Annotated in this window: 14 protein-coding genes; all 14 read left to right on the top strand. The window is 67.4% G+C overall.

Features of this window, described 5'->3' with window-relative positions:
• Positions 1–28: 28 nt before the first annotated feature.
• The 14 genes from DFO58_RS05205 (at position 29) to DFO58_RS05140 (ending at position 16,048) form a co-directional block, all read left to right on the top strand.
• Positions 29–742, top strand: coding sequence for an HAD family phosphatase (locus DFO58_RS05205; RefSeq protein ID WP_047119098.1), 714 nt, complete (start codon positions 29–31; stop codon positions 740–742).
• Complete coding sequence (locus DFO58_RS05200) at positions 739–1,866, top strand: site-2 protease family protein (RefSeq protein ID WP_120989440.1); 1,128 nt, start codon at positions 739–741, stop codon at positions 1,864–1,866. Before DFO58_RS05205 ends, DFO58_RS05200 begins: the two co-directional genes overlap by 4 nt.
• Before the next feature lie 42 nt (positions 1,867–1,908).
• Complete coding sequence (locus DFO58_RS05195) at positions 1,909–2,991, top strand: tRNA (adenine-N1)-methyltransferase (protein ID WP_231735950.1); 1,083 nt, start codon at positions 1,909–1,911, stop codon at positions 2,989–2,991.
• A 181-nt stretch (positions 2,992–3,172) separates the two neighbouring features.
• Complete coding sequence (gene arc / locus DFO58_RS05190; protein WP_120989559.1) at positions 3,173–4,807, top strand: proteasome ATPase; 1,635 nt, start codon at positions 3,173–3,175, stop codon at positions 4,805–4,807.
• Positions 4,804–6,417, top strand: a complete 1,614-nt coding sequence (gene dop, locus DFO58_RS05185) for a depupylase/deamidase Dop (RefSeq protein WP_052772363.1) — start codon at positions 4,804–4,806, stop codon at positions 6,415–6,417. Before arc ends, dop begins: the two co-directional genes overlap by 4 nt.
• Before the next feature lie 71 nt (positions 6,418–6,488).
• Entirely contained in the window at positions 6,489–6,671 is a 183-nt protein-coding gene (locus DFO58_RS05180) for a ubiquitin-like protein Pup (RefSeq protein WP_047119102.1), read from the top strand.
• A 69-nt stretch (positions 6,672–6,740) separates the two neighbouring features.
• Positions 6,741–8,114, top strand: a complete 1,374-nt coding sequence (pafA, locus tag DFO58_RS05175) for a Pup--protein ligase (protein ID WP_053798068.1) — start codon at positions 6,741–6,743, stop codon at positions 8,112–8,114.
• A gap of 118 nt (positions 8,115–8,232) precedes the next feature.
• Positions 8,233–9,165 (top strand): FKBP-type peptidyl-prolyl cis-trans isomerase, encoded by a 933-nt coding sequence (locus DFO58_RS05170; RefSeq protein WP_120989439.1) that lies wholly within the window; start codon positions 8,233–8,235, stop codon positions 9,163–9,165.
• A 37-nt stretch (positions 9,166–9,202) separates the two neighbouring features.
• Positions 9,203–9,598: an FKBP-type peptidyl-prolyl cis-trans isomerase gene (locus DFO58_RS05165; RefSeq protein WP_053799402.1), complete on the top strand. Its 396-nt coding sequence runs from the start codon at positions 9,203–9,205 to the stop codon at positions 9,596–9,598.
• Positions 9,599–9,697: 99 nt separating this feature from the next.
• A complete protein-coding gene (locus tag DFO58_RS05160) occupies positions 9,698–11,701 on the top strand; it encodes a WYL domain-containing protein (RefSeq protein ID WP_120989438.1) in 2,004 nt (667 codons plus the stop codon).
• Entirely contained in the window at positions 11,702–12,061 is a 360-nt protein-coding gene (locus tag DFO58_RS05155; RefSeq protein WP_047119105.1) for a hypothetical protein, read from the top strand.
• Positions 12,062–12,093: 32 nt separating this feature from the next.
• On the top strand, positions 12,094–12,309 hold the full coding sequence (gene tatA / locus DFO58_RS05150) for a Sec-independent protein translocase subunit TatA (RefSeq protein ID WP_047119106.1): 216 nt from the start codon (positions 12,094–12,096) through the stop codon (positions 12,307–12,309).
• A gap of 75 nt (positions 12,310–12,384) precedes the next feature.
• Positions 12,385–13,185 (top strand): twin-arginine translocase subunit TatC, encoded by an 801-nt coding sequence (gene tatC, locus DFO58_RS05145; protein WP_082344748.1) that lies wholly within the window; start codon positions 12,385–12,387, stop codon positions 13,183–13,185.
• A gap of 76 nt (positions 13,186–13,261) precedes the next feature.
• Positions 13,262–16,048, top strand: coding sequence for a DEAD/DEAH box helicase (locus DFO58_RS05140; RefSeq protein WP_053798072.1), 2,787 nt, complete (start codon positions 13,262–13,264; stop codon positions 16,046–16,048).
• The last annotated feature ends 65 nt before the right edge of the window (positions 16,049–16,113 follow it).

Here is a 16,113-nt window from a genome sequence, read left to right as displayed (position 1 = left end):
GCCCCACTCTTCCATCTAGAATGGACTCATGCCAAGCACCAGTTTTGCCTTTGACACAAATCTGCCGCCCGAAGGCCCGCACGCCGTGCTGTGGGACATGGACGGCACCCTGATCGACACCGAACCGTACTGGATCGCCGCCGAAGGGGAACTGGTGGCCGCCCACGGCGGCACCTGGGGCGGGGAGCAGGCCCACGCCCTGGTCGGCAGCGCGCTGCCGGACGCCGCCCGGGTGCTGCAGGCCGCCGGGGTAGACCTGCCGGTGCGCGAGATCATCGACACCCTCAGCGCCCGCGTGGCCGCCGGCATCCGCGAGCAGCTGCCGTGGCGCCCCGGGGCCCGCGAACTGCTCACCGCGCTGCACGCCGCCGGGGTGCCGCAGGCGCTGGTGACCATGTCGGAGCGCAGCATCGTCGCGGACCTGCTGCCGCTGCTGCCCGAGGGCATCTTCCAGGCGAGCGTGACCGGCGAGGAAGTCGCCCAGGGCAAACCGCACCCCGAACCCTACCTGCGCGGGCTGCAGCTGCTCTCCGAGCTGGCCGGCGCGCCGCTGGATCCTGCCCGCTGCATCGGCTTCGAGGACTCGGCCCCCGGCATCACCGCCGCCAGCGCCGCCGGCCTGCACGCGGTGCTCATCCCCAACGCCACCGACCCCGGGCACGGGCCGTGGCGCCGGATCGACTCGCTGGCGGGCCTGGATCTGCAGACCATGGCCTCCTGGCTGGCCCAGGTGAACGCATGAGCGAAGAAACCCGCAAGGCGCCGGGCCTCAAGCTCGGCAAGATCGGCGGCGTGCCGGTCTACCTGTCCTCCTCTTGGTTCATCATCACCGCGGTGATCACCGTCTCCATGGGCGTGCAGCTCTCGCAGACCGCGCTGATCCCGGCGGCCGGCGCCTACCTGCTGGGTTTCGCCTGCGCGGTGGCTATCGCGCTGGCGGTGCTGGTGCACGAGGTCGCCCACGCCATGGTGGCGCGCGCCTTCAAGTGGCCCGACGCGCACATCGTGCTCACCCTGATGGGCGGGCACACCCAGTTCGGCTCCTTCAAGGCCAGCCCCGGGGCCTCGCTCTGGGTGGCGCTGGCCGGGCCGCTGTCCAACTTCGCGCTGGCTGGCCTGGGGTGGGGGATCGGCCAGCTGGTCGAGCTGAACATCTACCTGCAGCTGCTGCTCGACTTCGGCGTGTACGCGAACCTGCTGCTGGGCGCCTTCAACGCGCTGCCCGGGCTGCCGCTGGACGGCGGCCGGCTGGTCGAGTCGATCGTCTGGAAGGCCACCGGATCCCAGTACAAGGGCACCATCGCCTCGGCCTGGGCGGGCCGGGCGATCGCCGTCGCGGTGGTCTTCTTCTTCGTGGCCTGGCCGTTTCTGCGCGGCCAGCAGGTGCAGATCATCACCGCAGTGGTGGGCCTGATGGTGGCCGTGTTCATGTGGCAGGCGACCACCGCGCTGATCGGGCATTCGAAGCTGATGCTGAACCTGCCCACCGTGATCGCCTCCGATCTGATGCAGCCGGCCAGCGCCATGGCCTCGGCCGCGTCCGTGGCCGACGTGCACCTGCGCCGGGCCCAGCGCGGCGGCCAGGTCATCCTGGTCGACCCGCGCGGCATGCCCGTGGGTGTGGTCGACGAGGCGGCGCTGGCCCGGGTCGATCCGGCGCACGCCGCGCAGGCGCCCGCGCTGGCGGTCTCCCGGGCGCTGGGCGAAGGCGCCGTGGTGGCCGAGGACTCCGACGGCCGCGAACTGATCGACTACCTGGCCAGCGTGCCCACCGCCGAATACGCGGTGATCTCCAGCCGCGGCGTCGTGGTCGGGCTGCTGCACCAGACCGACATCGTCAACGCGGTCACCGGCCGCAGGAAATAACCCCATTAAACTTCCAAGCACCAACCAATGAAGGACAACACCGTGAGCCAGAGTTCCGAGCAGCCCCAGCCAGCCGCCGCCCCGCACGGCGCGCACGCCCGCCGCGGCCCGTTCCGCGTGGGCGACCGCGTGCAGCTGACCGATGAAAAGCGCCGCATCAACACCATCACCCTGCAGCCCGGCGGGGAGTTCCACACCCACAAGGGCGTGCTGCCGCACGAGGACATCATCGGGCTGCCCGAGGGCTCGGTCATCGAGAACGTGGACGGCTTCCGCTACCAGGCGCTGCGCCCGCTGGCCAAGGACTTCGTGCTCTCCATGCCGCGCGGGGCCACCGTGGTCTACCCGAAGGACGCCGCGCAGATCGTGCAGTTCGGCGACATCTACCCCGGAGCCCGCGTGGTGGAGGCCGGCGTGGGCTCCGGCGCGCTGTCCATCTCGCTGCTGCGCGCGGTGGGGGATGGCGGCTACCTGCACTCCTTCGAACGCCGCGAGGAATTCGCGGACATCGCCCGCGGCAACGTCTCCACCGTCTTCGGCGGGGAGCACCCGGCCTGGCAGATCTCCATCGGCGACTTCCAGGACCGCGTGGTTCAGCTGGAGGAGCCGGGCAGCATCGACCGCGTGGTGCTTGACATGCTCAGCCCCTGGGAGTGCCTGGATGCGGTGGCCACCGTGCTGGCCCCGGGCGGGGTGTGGACCAACTACGTCTCCTCGGTGACCCAGATGTCGCGTGTGGTGGAGGCCATCCGCGAATCCGGCCAGTTCACCGAGCCCGAGTGCTTCGAGACCCTGCTGCGCGGCTGGCACGTGGACGGCCTGGCCGTGCGCCCGGACCACCGCATGGTCGCGCACACCGCGTTCCTGATCACCACCCGCCGGCTGGCCGACGCCGCGGACGGCATCCCGAAGGCCAAGCGCATCAAGGAGCACTCCTACTCGGCCGAGGACCTGAGCGCCTGGACCCGCGACCACTCCGAGGAGGAGTGGACCGCGCAGGCCCTGGGCGAGCGCGGCCTGTCGGACAAGAAGCTGCGCCGCGCGGCGCGCGATGCGAACCAGGCGGTGCGGGTGCGCGCCGCCCACGCCGAGGACGCCGCGGTGGCCGCCGCGGAGCAGGACTAGCCGGTGAGCGGTCCGTCATCTGAGACGTTGCGTCTCAGATGGTGAATCAACGGCCCCGGGTGCGCTGAACCCGGGGCCGTTGTCCGTACGATGGAGATAGCCGCACGCGGCGCGAACGAGTGTAGGGAGAAGTAACGTGAGCGAAAGCCTTGAGGCGCAGCAACTGGCGCAGCGCCTGCAGATGACCGAACGCCAGGTCAACGTGCTGCGGGACAAGAACCGCGCGCTGGACAAGCAGCTGGCCGGGATCGGCGGCAACAACCAGCGCCTGGTCGCGCTGCTGGAAACCACGCGCGAGCAGATCATCAACCTCAAGGCAGCCCTGGAACGCGACGGCGACGCCCCGTTCAGCTACGGCACCATCACCGCCAAGCACCCGCGCCGCCACCCCGAACCGGGGCTGGGCATCGAATCCACCGCGATCCAGGCCGTGGACGTCATGTACTCCGGGCGCAAGATGCGGGTGACTATCTCCCCGCTGCTCGACTTCGAGAAGCTGCACGTGGGCCAGCAGGTGCTGCTCAACGAGGCGCTGGTGGTCATCGCCGGGCTGGGCTACGAGCAGACCGGCGAGCTGGTCACCATCAAGGAGCTGCTGGAGGACCACCAGGCGGTGGTCATGGCCCGGGCCGACGACCAGCGGGTGATCACCCTGGCCCAGCCGCTGCGCGAGCAGCACCTGCGTGTGGGCGACCAGCTCACCCTCGACCCGCGCACCGGGCTGGCCATGAGCCGCGTGCAGCTGACCGACATGCAGTCCCTGGTGCTGGAGGAAGTCCCGGACATCGCCTACTCGGACATCGGCGGGCTGAACTCGCAGATCGAGGCGATCCAGGATTCGGTCGAGCTTCCCTTCTCCCACCCGGAGCTCTACCGCGAGCACGGGCTGAGCGCCCCCAAGGGCATCCTGCTCTACGGCCCTCCGGGCTGCGGCAAGACCCTGATCGCCAAGGCCGTGGCGCACTCGCTGGCCCAGCGCGCCGCCGAGCGCAACGGCGAAGGCGCCACGCGCAGCTACTTCCTGAACATCAAGGGCCCGGAGCTGCTGGACAAGTACGTGGGCGAAACCGAACGCCACATCCGGCTGATCTTCGCCCGCGCCCGCGAGAAGGCGCTGCACGGCGACCCGGTCGTGGTGTTCTTCGACGAGATGGAATCGCTGTTCCGCACCCGCGGCACCGGCGTCTCCTCGGACGTGGAAACCACCATCGTGCCGCAGCTGCTGGCGGAGATCGACGGCGTGGAGCGGCTGGACAACGTGATCGTGATCGGCGCCTCGAACCGCGAGGACATGATCGACCCGGCCATCCTGCGCCCCGGGCGGCTGGATGTGAAGATCAAGATCCGCCGCCCGGACGCCGAGGGCGCCGCGGAGATCTTCGGCAAGTACCTCACGACCGACCTGCCCATCCACCCCGAGGAGCTGGCCGCCGACGCCGACGCGCAGGCCACCATCGAGCGCATGATCCGCGGCACCGTCGAGGCCATGTATTCCACCGCTCCGATCAACGAGTTCCTGGAGGTCACCTACGTGACCGGCGCCTCGGAGATCCTCTACTTCAAGGACTTCGCCTCCGGCGCCGTCATCCACAACGTGGTGGACCGGGCGAAGAAGCACGCCATCAAGGCGCTGATCACCGGCGGCGAGCGCGGGCTGAAGATGGAGTACCTGCTGCGCGCGGTGCGCGAGGAGTTCGCCGAGCACGAGGACATGCCCAACACCACCAACCCCGACGACTGGGCCCGGATCTCCGGGCGCAAGGGGGAGCGGATCAGCAACATCCGCTCGCTGGTGAACCAGCGGGGCGCCAAGTGAGCGCCCGCCGGCTGGTCGGGCTGGAGACCGAATACGGCATCATCCGCCCCGGCATGCCCAAGGCTAACGCCACGGTGCTTTCCGCGCAGATCGTCGACTCCTACGCCCAGCTGGTGGCCCAGGGGGATGCGCGGGTGCAGGGTGCGCGCTGGGACTACGCCGACGAATCCCCGCTGCAGGATGCCCGCGGCTTCGCCATCAACCGCGCCGACGCCCATCCCAGCCAGCTCACCGATGTGGAGCCGGATCAGCAGGAGGGCATCTGGACCGCGGAGTCCATCGCGCTGTCGGGCAATGACGCGCGCATCGGCTCCACCCTGTACCAGGAGAAGGACACCACCGACGTGGTGATGAACATGGTGCTGGGCAACGGCGCGCGCCTGTACGTGGACCATGCGCACCCGGAGTACTCCAGCCCCGAATCCACCTCGCCGCGCGCCGCGGTGCTCTGGGACCAGGCCGGCGACGAGGTGATGCGCCGCGCCGCGGACTCCGCGCAGCGCTTGGGCGGCGGGCAGCTGCTGCTCTACAAGAACAACACCGACAACAAGTCGGTCTCCTACGGCGCGCACGAAAACTACCTGGTGCCCCGCGCGGTGGAGTTCTCCGCACTGGTTTCCGGGCTCACCCCGTTTTTCGCCACCCGGCAGATTTTCTGCGGCGCCGGGCGCGTGGGCCGGGGCATGCTGGGCGAGCGCGCCGAATTCCAAATCTCGCAGCGCGCGGACTTCTTCGAGGCGGAGGTGGGGCTGGAAACCACCATCAACCGCCCGATCATCAACACCCGCGACGAGCCGCACGCGGTCTGGGACAAGTACCGCCGGCTGCACGTGATCATCGGCGACGCGAACCTGGGGCAGATCTCCACGCTGCTGCGCGTGGGCACCACCAACCTGGTGCTTAGCCTCATCGAGGCGGGCCTCGCGCCCGCGCTGGAGCTTGAGGACCCGGTGGCGGCGCTGCAGCAGATCAGCCACGACCCGAGCCTGGCAACCGCGGTGCGGCTGCGCGGCGGGCGGCGCCTGAGCGCCATTCAGATCCAGCGCGAATACCTGCTGGCGGCCCAGGGGTACTGCGCCTCCCGGGGGATCGAGGACGCCGACACCGCCGAGATCCTGCAGCGCTGGGAGGCCGTCCTGGATCTGCTGGAGCGCGATCCGCTGCTGGCCGCGGACCAGGTCGACTGGATCGCCAAGTACAAGCTGGTCACCACCTTCGCGCAGCGCCACGGTTTGGGCCTGGATGACCCGCGGATCGGGCTGATGGACCTGCAGTGGGCGGACCTGCGCCAGGACAAGGGCCTGTACTACCGGCTCGCCGCGCGCGGGGCCATGCAGAGCCTGTTCAGCCAGGAGCAGATCAACCAGGCGGTCGCCGCCCCGCCGGAGGACACCCGGGCCTACCTGCGCGGCATGACCCTGCAGCGCTACGCCCCCTATGTGGTCGCGGCCAACTGGGACGCGCTGACCTTCGCGGTGCCCGGGGCGCGCCGGGTGAACCGGGTGTTCCTTTCCGAGCCGCTGGGCGGCTCGCGCAAGGACGTGGGCCGGCTGTTCGAGGCGAACCTGGAGATCGACGAGTTCATCAATAAATTGGCGCCGCGCGCCTAGAGCGAGCAGAATAAGAATCACTGCCGGTGCGTAATTCGCGGCAGCGCAGTTTCAAGCAGAAGGAGAGGGCCATGACCCAGGAAAGCTTTTCGTCCCGCCGGCAGAGCGAGACCCAGGAGCACGCCGAGCAGATCCAGGTCAACACCACCGGCCAGTCCGCCGGCGTCGACGACCTGCTCGACGAGATCGACTCGGTCCTGGAATCCAACGCCGAGGAATTCGTCCGCGGCTTCGTGCAGAAGGGCGGCCAGTAGCCTTCCGGGCTGCCGCCACCATCCATAGGCGCCGGACCAGGCGCCGCAGCTGAAGGGAAGTACTTTCGAGTGGATCGCAGAATCTTCGGGCTGGAAACCGAATTCGGGCTCAACTACGTGCCGTCCGACGGACGCCGGCTGACCCCGGAGGACGCCGCCAGGCACCTGTTCCGCCCGATCGTGGCCTGGGGCCGCAGCTCGAACGTCTTCCTGGAGAACGGCTCCCGGCTCTATCTGGACGTGGGATCCCACCCGGAGTACGCCACGGCCGAATGCGACCAGCTGCTGCAGCTGATCGCCCACGACCGCGCCGGCGAGGCGCTGATGCTCGACCTGGTGGACCAGGCCGAGGACCACCTGGCCGAAGAGGGGCATGAGGGCAAGATCTTCATGTTCAAGAACAACGTGGACTCCGCCGGGAACTCCTACGGCTGCCACGAGAACTACCTGATCCCGCGCAAGATCGAATTCAGGCGCCTGGCCGACATGCTCATCCCGTTCCTGGTCACCCGCCAGCTGCTGTGCGGCGCGGGCAACCTGGTGCAGGTGGACGACGAGACCAGGTACGTCTTCTCGCAGCGCGCGGACCACATGTGGGAGGGCGTCTCCTCGGCGACCACCCGTTCGCGCCCGATCATCAACACCCGCGACGAGCCGCACGCGGACGCCGAATACCACCGCCGGCTGCACGTGATCGTGGGCGACTCCACGATGAGCGAAACCACCCAGCTGTTGAAGATCGGCGCCACCGACCTGGTGCTGCGGCTGATCGAATCCGGGGAGATCTACCACGATCTGCGCCTGGAGAACCCGATCCGCTCCATCCGCCAGGTCTCGCACGACTTCACCGGGCAGACCGTGGTGCGCCTGATGGGCGGGGACGAGCCGACGGCGCTGCAGATCCAGTGGGTGCTCTTCGAAGCTGTCAAGGAATTCGTGGAGCGCCACGGCGCCCACCACGACCGCGTCGAGCAGATCCTGGAACTCTGGGAGCGGGTGCTTACCGCCATCGAGTCGCAGGACTTCTCCGCCATCGACAGCGACATCGACTGGGCCATCAAGCGTAAGCTGCTGCTCGGGTACGCGCAGAAGAACTCGCTGGAGCTCTCCTCGCACCGGCTGGCCCAGCTGAACCTGACCTACCACGACATCGACCCCGCCCGCGGGCTGTTCCACCTGCTGGCCAAGCGCGGGCTGGCCACCTCCGTGGTGTCAGACGAGCAGATCCGCGACGCCGTGGTGAATCCGCCGTCCACCACCCGCGCAGCGCTGCGCGCCAAGTTCATCCGCGCGGCCCGCGCCACCGGCCGGCGCTACAGCGCCGACTGGGTGCACATGAAATACGAGGAAGGCGCCGGCGGCATCGTGCTGGCCAAGGACCCGTTCGCGACCAGCAACCCGCAGGTCGACGAGCTGATCCAGATCATGAGCCAGCCTGTCTAGGGAGCTGGTGGAAAGACTTTTCACAGCAAGCCGAACTAGGCTTGCAAGCGAGCGCGTTCCGCTGACACGCAGGTTCGCCGCGCAATTTTTGAAATACCGGAAGAACGAAAGTAGATTCGTGCGCAAAGTTTTGGCAGCAGCCGCCACCGCTTCAATCCTCGCCCTGGCCGCCTGCGGCTCCTCGAGCAGCAGCGAACTGGCCGACATCAAGGTCACCCCGGCCAAGGACGCCAGCACCGCTCCAGAGGTCAGCATCGACGCCCCCTTCCTGACCGAGAAGGACGAGGCGGTCAACGTGGTCAAGGGCGAGGGCGCCGAGATCAACCCGGGTGACACCATCCAGGTGAAGTCCGGGCTCTACAAGACCATCGACGGCAAGCTGACCAACGAGAACTTCACTGGCCAGGCCGCCCCGATGGTGCTGGACGACCAGTTCAAGCAGACCATGCCCTCGCTCTACAACGTGCTGATCGACGGCCACGTCGGCGACTGGGTCGCCTACTCGGCGATCGAGAGCGTCGACGCCAATGGCGCGCAGAAGACCCCGGAGCCGGGCAGCCGCGCCGAGCGCATCATCGTGATGACCATCGAGGGCACCACCCCGGCCAGCTCCAAGCTCTCCGAGGAGGAGACCGCGAAGCTGAAGAAGGAAGGCAAGCTGCCGACCGTCAGCTTCAAGGACAAGCAGCCCACCATTAACATCCCGAAGGATGTCGAGGCGCCCAAGGGCCTGGTCGTGGACGTGCTGGAGCAGGGCACCAAGGGCGAAGCAGCCACCGAGACCTCCACGGTCAAGGCCAAGTACCTGGGCGTCACCTACGCCGACGGCAAGAAGTTCGACGGCAACTTCGACGCCGACGCCACCCAGTTCGGCCTGAACCAGGTCATCAAGGGCTGGACCCAGGGCCTGACCGGCCTGAAGGCGGGCTCCAAGGTCATGCTGACCATCCCCGCCGATCTGGCCTACGGTGATTCCTCTACCGGCGGATCGCCCACCGGAACCCTGGTGTTCTACGTAGAATTGACCGAGGTATCCGCCGCGGCCGGCTAACAGCCAGCCGGACAACGAATATAGAAAGGCCGTGAACATGTCGTTCGGAGAACGCAACTACGACCGCACCAAGCCGGAAATCGACTTCCCGGGCACCGATGCACCCACCGAGCTGGTCATCACCGACCTGATCGAGGGCACCGGCGCCGAGGTCACCCCCGGCACCACCGTCCAGGCCCACTACGTGGGCGTCGCCTGGTCCACCGGCGAGGAATTCGACTCCTCCTGGGGCCGCGGCTCGACCCTCGACTTCCCGGTCGGCGTCGGCATGGTCATCCAGGGCTGGGACCAGGGCCTGCTGGGCATGAAGGTCGGCGGCCGCCGTCGCCTGGAAATCCCTTCGCACCTGGCCTACGGCGAACGCGGCGCCCCGGGCGCCATCGCCCCGAACGAAGCGCTGATCTTCGTGGTTGACCTGATGGGCACCAAGTAGCCAGACCGCTTGACGCAAAAAGCTGTGGCCCCGACATCTTCGGGGCCACAGCCGTCTTAAAAGTCTGCGGTCAACGCCAAAAATCGCTAGGGTTATCTCGTGAGCACAAAGCAATCTTCAGGACCGAGCAAGGCCGAGCGCCTGACCAGCCTCATCTACGCGTTGGCCACCACTCCGCGGAAATTCACCACCGCGATGATCGGGGAATACCTCACCCCCGAGGGAAGCGACTCCGCCCGCGAAAAATCAGTGGAACGGCTGCGCGAAGAGATCCGCAACGACTTCGGCCTGCGCCTGATCGCCGACGACGTCGACGGCGAGATGCGCTACAGCATCGACACCAGCGACTGGTTCCTTCCCGAGGTCAGCTTCACCCCGGCCGAATCGGCGATGATCTCCCTGGCCGCGAGCCTGTGGAAGGACTCCAAGCTGCAGGCCCTGGGCCTGAAGGCCGCCGCGCGGATCACCGGTTCCAGCGCCCCCGCGCCGGTCGCCCCGTTCGCAGGCTCGCTGCTGCCCCGGCTCTCGCTGGACGAGCCGAACTTCCGCGAATGCGCCCTGGCAGTGTTCAACCGCAAAACCGTCAAGTTCAACTACGTCACCGCCGGCAACGTCGAATCGGTGCGCGAGGTGGACATGTGGGGGATCGGCCAGCGCTTCGGCAACTGGTACTTCACCGGCTTCGACCACACCCGCGACGCCCAGCGCGTCTTCCGTCTCTCGCGCGTGGTGGGCAACTTCAAGACCACCATTCGGCGCGGCGGCACCAGCAGCGCCGGCTACCGGCCGCGTCCGGCGGACTTCAGCATGTCCCAGGTGCTGCTGGACTTCGACCTGCGCAATCCCGGGCACCTGGCCACCGTTGAAATCCGCGACGACGCCGCCACCCCGCTGCGCGTGCGAGCCCTGAACGGCGCCTCCAGCCAGAACCCGCTGCACATCGCCTATGCCGACCCCGAGTCCTTCGCCTCCGAGCTGGCCGCCTACGGCCCCGCGGTGAAGGTGCTCGAGCCCGCGCCGCTGGCCGAGCAGGTCGCCGCCACGCTGCGCGCCGCCCGCGACGCCCAGGTGCAGCTGGCCGGGGACCCGCGCATGCACAATGCCTCCTTCAGGGCGCAGCGCGCCGCCGGGCGCGGAACCACCGCCACCCAGGTGCTGCGCAACATCGACATGATCCAGTACGTGGTCTCCCACGGGGTGGTCGAGATCAAGGAGCTCGCCGATCGCTACCAGATGCCGGTGGACAAGGTCCGCGAGGAACTGGCGATGATCATGATGTGCGGCGTACCGGGAGGCCAGCACGACGAGCTGATCAACGTCAACGACGGGGACCTGGAGGCTGACACCGTCACCATCTCCAACGCCGCGCTGCTGGCCGAGCCGCAGAAGCTCGCCCCGCTGGAAGCCGTCGCCGTGCTCGGCGGGCTGAACGCGCTGGCCAGCATCCCCAAGTTCGAGCACCGCGAGGTGCTGGCCTCGGCGCTGGAGAAGATCAACGCTGCGGTGGCCCGCTTCGACGGCTGGAACGGCTCGCTGGGCTTCGCCCTGTCCCAGGTGCGCGAGCACGACATCCCCGCCCAGCTGGTGGATGCGGTGCTCGGCTCCCAGGTGCTCTCCATCGACTACTACTCCGCCCACTCGCAGGCGCACCAGCGCCGCGAGGTGGAGCCGGTGCGGCTGGTGGAGGACGGCGCGACCCAGTACCTGCGCGCCTGGTGCCGCACCCGCGAAGACCTGCTGACCTTCCGCGTGGACCGCATCCTGGATGCCGAGACCACCGGAGAGGTCTTCGAGCGCGGGCCGCGCCACCGTGACGACGAGGAACTGGACATGCGCTACCGCGGCTCGGCCGAGGACCTGCAGGCGGTGCTCTACGTGGACGACGAGGAGCTGCCGGCAGTGGAGTCCTTCCAGCCTTCGGAATGGTCGAGCTCGAAAATCGGCAACGGCTACCTGGCCAAGGTGCGGATCTCCTACGATCTGGTGCCTGCGCCGCTGGTGGCCCGCCACGGCGGTAAGATTGCAGTGATCTCTCCCGACGCTACGCGCGAACGCGTGCGCGAGTGGTTGGACGAAGCTATCCGGATGTATGAGGATAAATAAATGCTCCCTTGGTGGTTCTGGACCTTGCTGTGGACGGTACTCGTCCTGGCGACCCTGCTCTGCGCGGTGCTGGCCGGCTTCCGGCTGTTCCGCCAGGGCGTGAAGGTGTTCGACACCCTGGGGGAGGCCTCCGAGCAGCTGGGCGCCGAATTCGCCAAGCCCGGCACCGTCGTGGAGTATGCCGCGGTGGGCCGCCGCTACCCGCACGGTACCGCGGCAACCCACGCTGACCCGAAGAAGATCAAAAAGCTTTTGCGCAAGGGCAAGGCAGAACGCATCGAAGCGCGACGGGTGCGCCGCGTGGCGCGTCGCGCCAAGCGAGGCCAGGCACAGAACATGCGGGACTTGGGCCTGTTCTAACGTAGACTTGAACTTGAGAGAAGGGAATCCACATGGGTGGCTTGCAGGGATGGCACTTGGTCATCATTATCGTTTTGGCGCTGCTGCTTTTCGGCGCGCCGAAGCTTCCAGGACTGGCGCGTTCAATGGGCCAGTCGCTGCGCATTTTCAAGTCGGAAGTCCGCCAGATGAAGGACGACGACCCTAAATCGGAGACCATTGACGGAACCGTCAATGACTCGAATCCCAACGAAAAGAACAACTCGTAGACCTTTTCAGTGGGAACTAACGCTAAGAAACCCCCGCGGACGAAGAAGAAGCGGGTCAAAAACGACGAAGGGCGGATGTCTCTCAAAGAGCATCTCGTCGAGGCACGCAACCGGCTGTTCAAGTCGCTGATCGCTCTGGCGCTCGGCACCATCGCCGGCTTCTTCCTCTACGACCAGCTGCTGGCGTTGATCATCGCCCCGGTGAACGCCGCGGGTGGCGCGGTCAACTTCACGGCAGTCATGTCGCCGTTCGACATCATGATTAAGGTCGCGCTGTTCGTCGGCCTGGTGATCTCCTCGCCGGTCTGGATCTACCAGATCTGGGCGTTCATCGTCCCGGGGCTGAAGAAGAAGGAACGCCGCATGTCGATGGCCTTCGCGGCCGTCGCGGTTCCGCTGTTCCTCTTCGGCGTGTCCATGGCGTACTTCATCCTGCCGTTCGCGCTGCACTTCTTCATCGGCCTGACCCCGGTAAACTCCGAGATCCTGGTCACCGTCGACAGCTACCTGCCATTCGTCTTCCGGCTGCTGCTGGCCTTCGGCCTGGCCATGCTGGTGCCGGTACTCATGGTGGGCCTGAACATGGTCGGCGTGCTGTCTTCCAAGGTGATCCTGAAGAACTGGCGCATCACGGTATTCCTGATAGCCCTGGTCGCCGCGATGGCGGCCCCGGGCGGCGACGCAATCACGATGTTCGCGCTGGCCGGCCCGCTGTTCATCACCTTCGCCGCAGCCACCTTGTTCTGCTACATCAATGACAAGAAGCGCGCCAAGAAGCAGAAGATCCAGGACGCGGAGAACGAACGCCTCGCCTCCGGCGCGGTATCGGACATCGACGCACCAAGCACCATCGAGGAACCGAACTCCAAGCTGTAGCCTCCGCTGCGGCGCACACCACCACCTCGTGTTTTCGGAAGCGGGTGACACCGTTTCCAGAAAGTGAACGGCCCCTGTGACTTCCCCCGCGGAACGCTACGCGAATTCCAAGGCGCGCCAGGTCGAATTCGGCACCAGCCTGCCGGACTTCCGGGCAACCCTCTCCTTCGATCTGGATCCGTTCCAGGCCGAGGCCTGCCGCAAGGTCGCCGAGGGACACGGCGTCCTGGTGGCAGCTCCGACCGGAGCCGGCAAAACGGTGGTGGGGGAGTTCGCGATCTTCCAGGCCATGGCCGAGAACCGCAAGGCCTTCTACACCACGCCCATCAAGGCGCTGAGCAACCAGAAGTTCACCGAGCTGGTCAAGGTCTACGGCCCGGAGAAGGTGGGCCTGCTCACCGGCGACACCTCCATCAACTCCGAGGCGCAGATCGTGGTGATGACCACCGAGGTGCTGCGCAACATGCTCTACGCGGACTCGCAGACCCTGGACGGGCTGGGCTACGTCATCATGGACGAGGTCCACTACCTGGCGGACAAGTTCCGCGGCGCGGTCTGGGAAGAAGTGATCATCCACCTTCCCTCCAACGTGCAGATCATCTCGCTGTCCGCCACCGTCTCCAATGCCGAGGAATTCGGCGGCTGGCTGGACACCGTGCGCGGGGACACCGACATCATCGTCTCCGAGGTGCGTCCGGTGCCGCTGTTCCAGCACGTCATGGTCGGCCCGAACCTGGTGGACCTGTTCGCCGAGGACGTCGCGTTCGACAAGGTCGCCGAGGGCGACATCAAGGCCAGCGTCAACCCCGAACTGCGCAAGCTCGTGCGCAGCCACAGCCCCGGCGGGCGTGTGCAGCGCGGACGCGGCCGGGGACCGGCCCGCGGGCTGCAGCGCGCGCCTGGGCTCAGCCAGCGCGTCTCGCGCTCCTCGGTCATCGCCAGGCTTGACCGCGCCGGGCTGCTGCCGGCCATCTTCTTCATCTTCTCCCGCAAGGGCTGCGACATGGCGGTGCAGCAGTGCGCCATGGCGGATCTGCGCCTGACCACCAACGAGGAAGCCGCCGAAATCGCGCAGGCGCTTGACGAGGTGGCCTACCGGATCCCCAACGAGGACCTGGACGTGCTCGAATTCTGGAGCTGGCGCGACGGGCTGGTGCGCGGCTTCGCCTCCCACCACGCCGGCCTGCTGCCGATCTTCAAGGAAATTGTCGAGGACCTGTTCGCCCGCAACCTGGTCAAGGTAGTGTTCGCCACCGAAACCCTGGCCCTGGGCGTGAACATGCCGGCCCGCTCGGTGGTGCTGGAAAAGCTGGTCAAGTTCAACGGCGAATCCCACGTGCAGATTTCCTCGGGGGAGTACACCCAGCTCACCGGGCGCGCCGGACGGCGCGGCATCGACGTGGAGGGCCACTCCATCGTGCTGTGGAACCCCGACATGGAACCCGAGGCGCTGGCCGGCCTGGCCTCGCGGCGCACCTACCCGCTGAACTCCTCGTTCCGCCCGACCTACAACATGTCCACGAACCTGTTGGCGCAGTTCGGCCGCGAGCAGACCCGCCAGATCCTGGAAAGCTCCTTCGCCCAGTACCAAGCGGACCGCTCGGTGGTGGGCATGGCCCGGCAGGTGCGCTCCAAGGAAGAGTCCCTGGCCGGCTATGCCAAGTCCATGGAATGCCACTTGGGCGACTTCACCGAATACCTGAAGCTGCAGCGCGAGCTGGCGGCGCTGGAGAAGACCGCCGCGAAGTCGCGGCGGCACGAGAGGCGCTCGGCGGCCGAGCGCTCCTTGCAGGCCGTGATCCGCGGCGACGTGGTGGACCTGCCCGGCGGGCGCCGCTTCGGCCGCGCGGTGATCGTCGCGCTGGATGAGGCCATGTACAACCCGAGACACACCGTGCTGACCGAGGAAGGCCAGCTGCGCCGGCTCTCCTCCGAAGACCTGAACGGGCCGCTGCAGATCGTCTCGCGCATCCGCATCCCCAAGGGATTCACCGGCAAGAGCCCCAAGGAGCGCCGCGACCTGGCCTCCTCGCTGCGCAACGCGATCTACGATCACCGCCCGCCGCGCCAGGACGCGCAGAGCTTCGACTTCGACGGCTCGGATTCCTTCGAGCGCGAGATCGAGAAGCTGCGCCTGGAACTGCGCGACCACCCGTGCCACGCCTGCTCCGAGCGCGAGGACCACATGCGCTGGGCCGACCGCTACTGGAAGCTGAAGAAGGACACCGACAAGGCCCGGCGCAACATCCGCGGCCGCACCAATACGATTGCCACCCAGTTCGACAAGGTCTGCAAGGTCCTGGAACAGTTCGGCTACCTGGTCCCGAGCTCCGGCGGGGAGGACTTCAGCATCACCGACGCCGGCCGGCGCCTGCGCCGCATCTACGGCGAACGCGACCTGCTCACCAGCCAGGTGCTGGAAACCGGCAAGCTGACCGGGCTGAAAGCCGAGGAGCTGTGCGCCGTGGTCGCCTTCCTGGTCTACCAGGGCCGGCGCGACTACGACAGGCCGGACCCGAAGATGCCCACCGAGAAGATCGCCGACATCTTCACCCAGACCATCAACATCTGGGGCCCGCTCTCGGACGCCGAGGAGGCGCTGGGCCTGGAGCCCACCGCCCCGCCGGAGTCCGGGCTGATCTGGCCGATGTACAAGTGGGCTCGCGGCTCCAGCCTGAACAGCGCGCTGCGCGGCACCGACCTGGCCCCGGGCGACTTCGTGCGCTGGGCCAAGCAGGTCATCGACACCCTTGACCAGTTCGCCAAGAACACCGACCTGCCTCCTCAGCTGGTGCGCGGCGCCTACCAGGCAGCGGACAGCATCAAGCGCGGCGTCGTCGCCTATTCGAACGTGCTGGACTAGCGCGCCGCACCCGCAGATTTTTCGCGCCGGGCCCGCCCCGGCGGCTTGCAATGAAAAGGAAGTTA

The organism is Arthrobacter sp. AG1021 (assembly GCF_003633665.1).
Classification (GTDB): domain Bacteria; phylum Actinomycetota; class Actinomycetes; order Actinomycetales; family Micrococcaceae; genus Glutamicibacter; species Glutamicibacter soli.
This window is presented reverse-complemented; position numbering and strand designations above follow the sequence as displayed.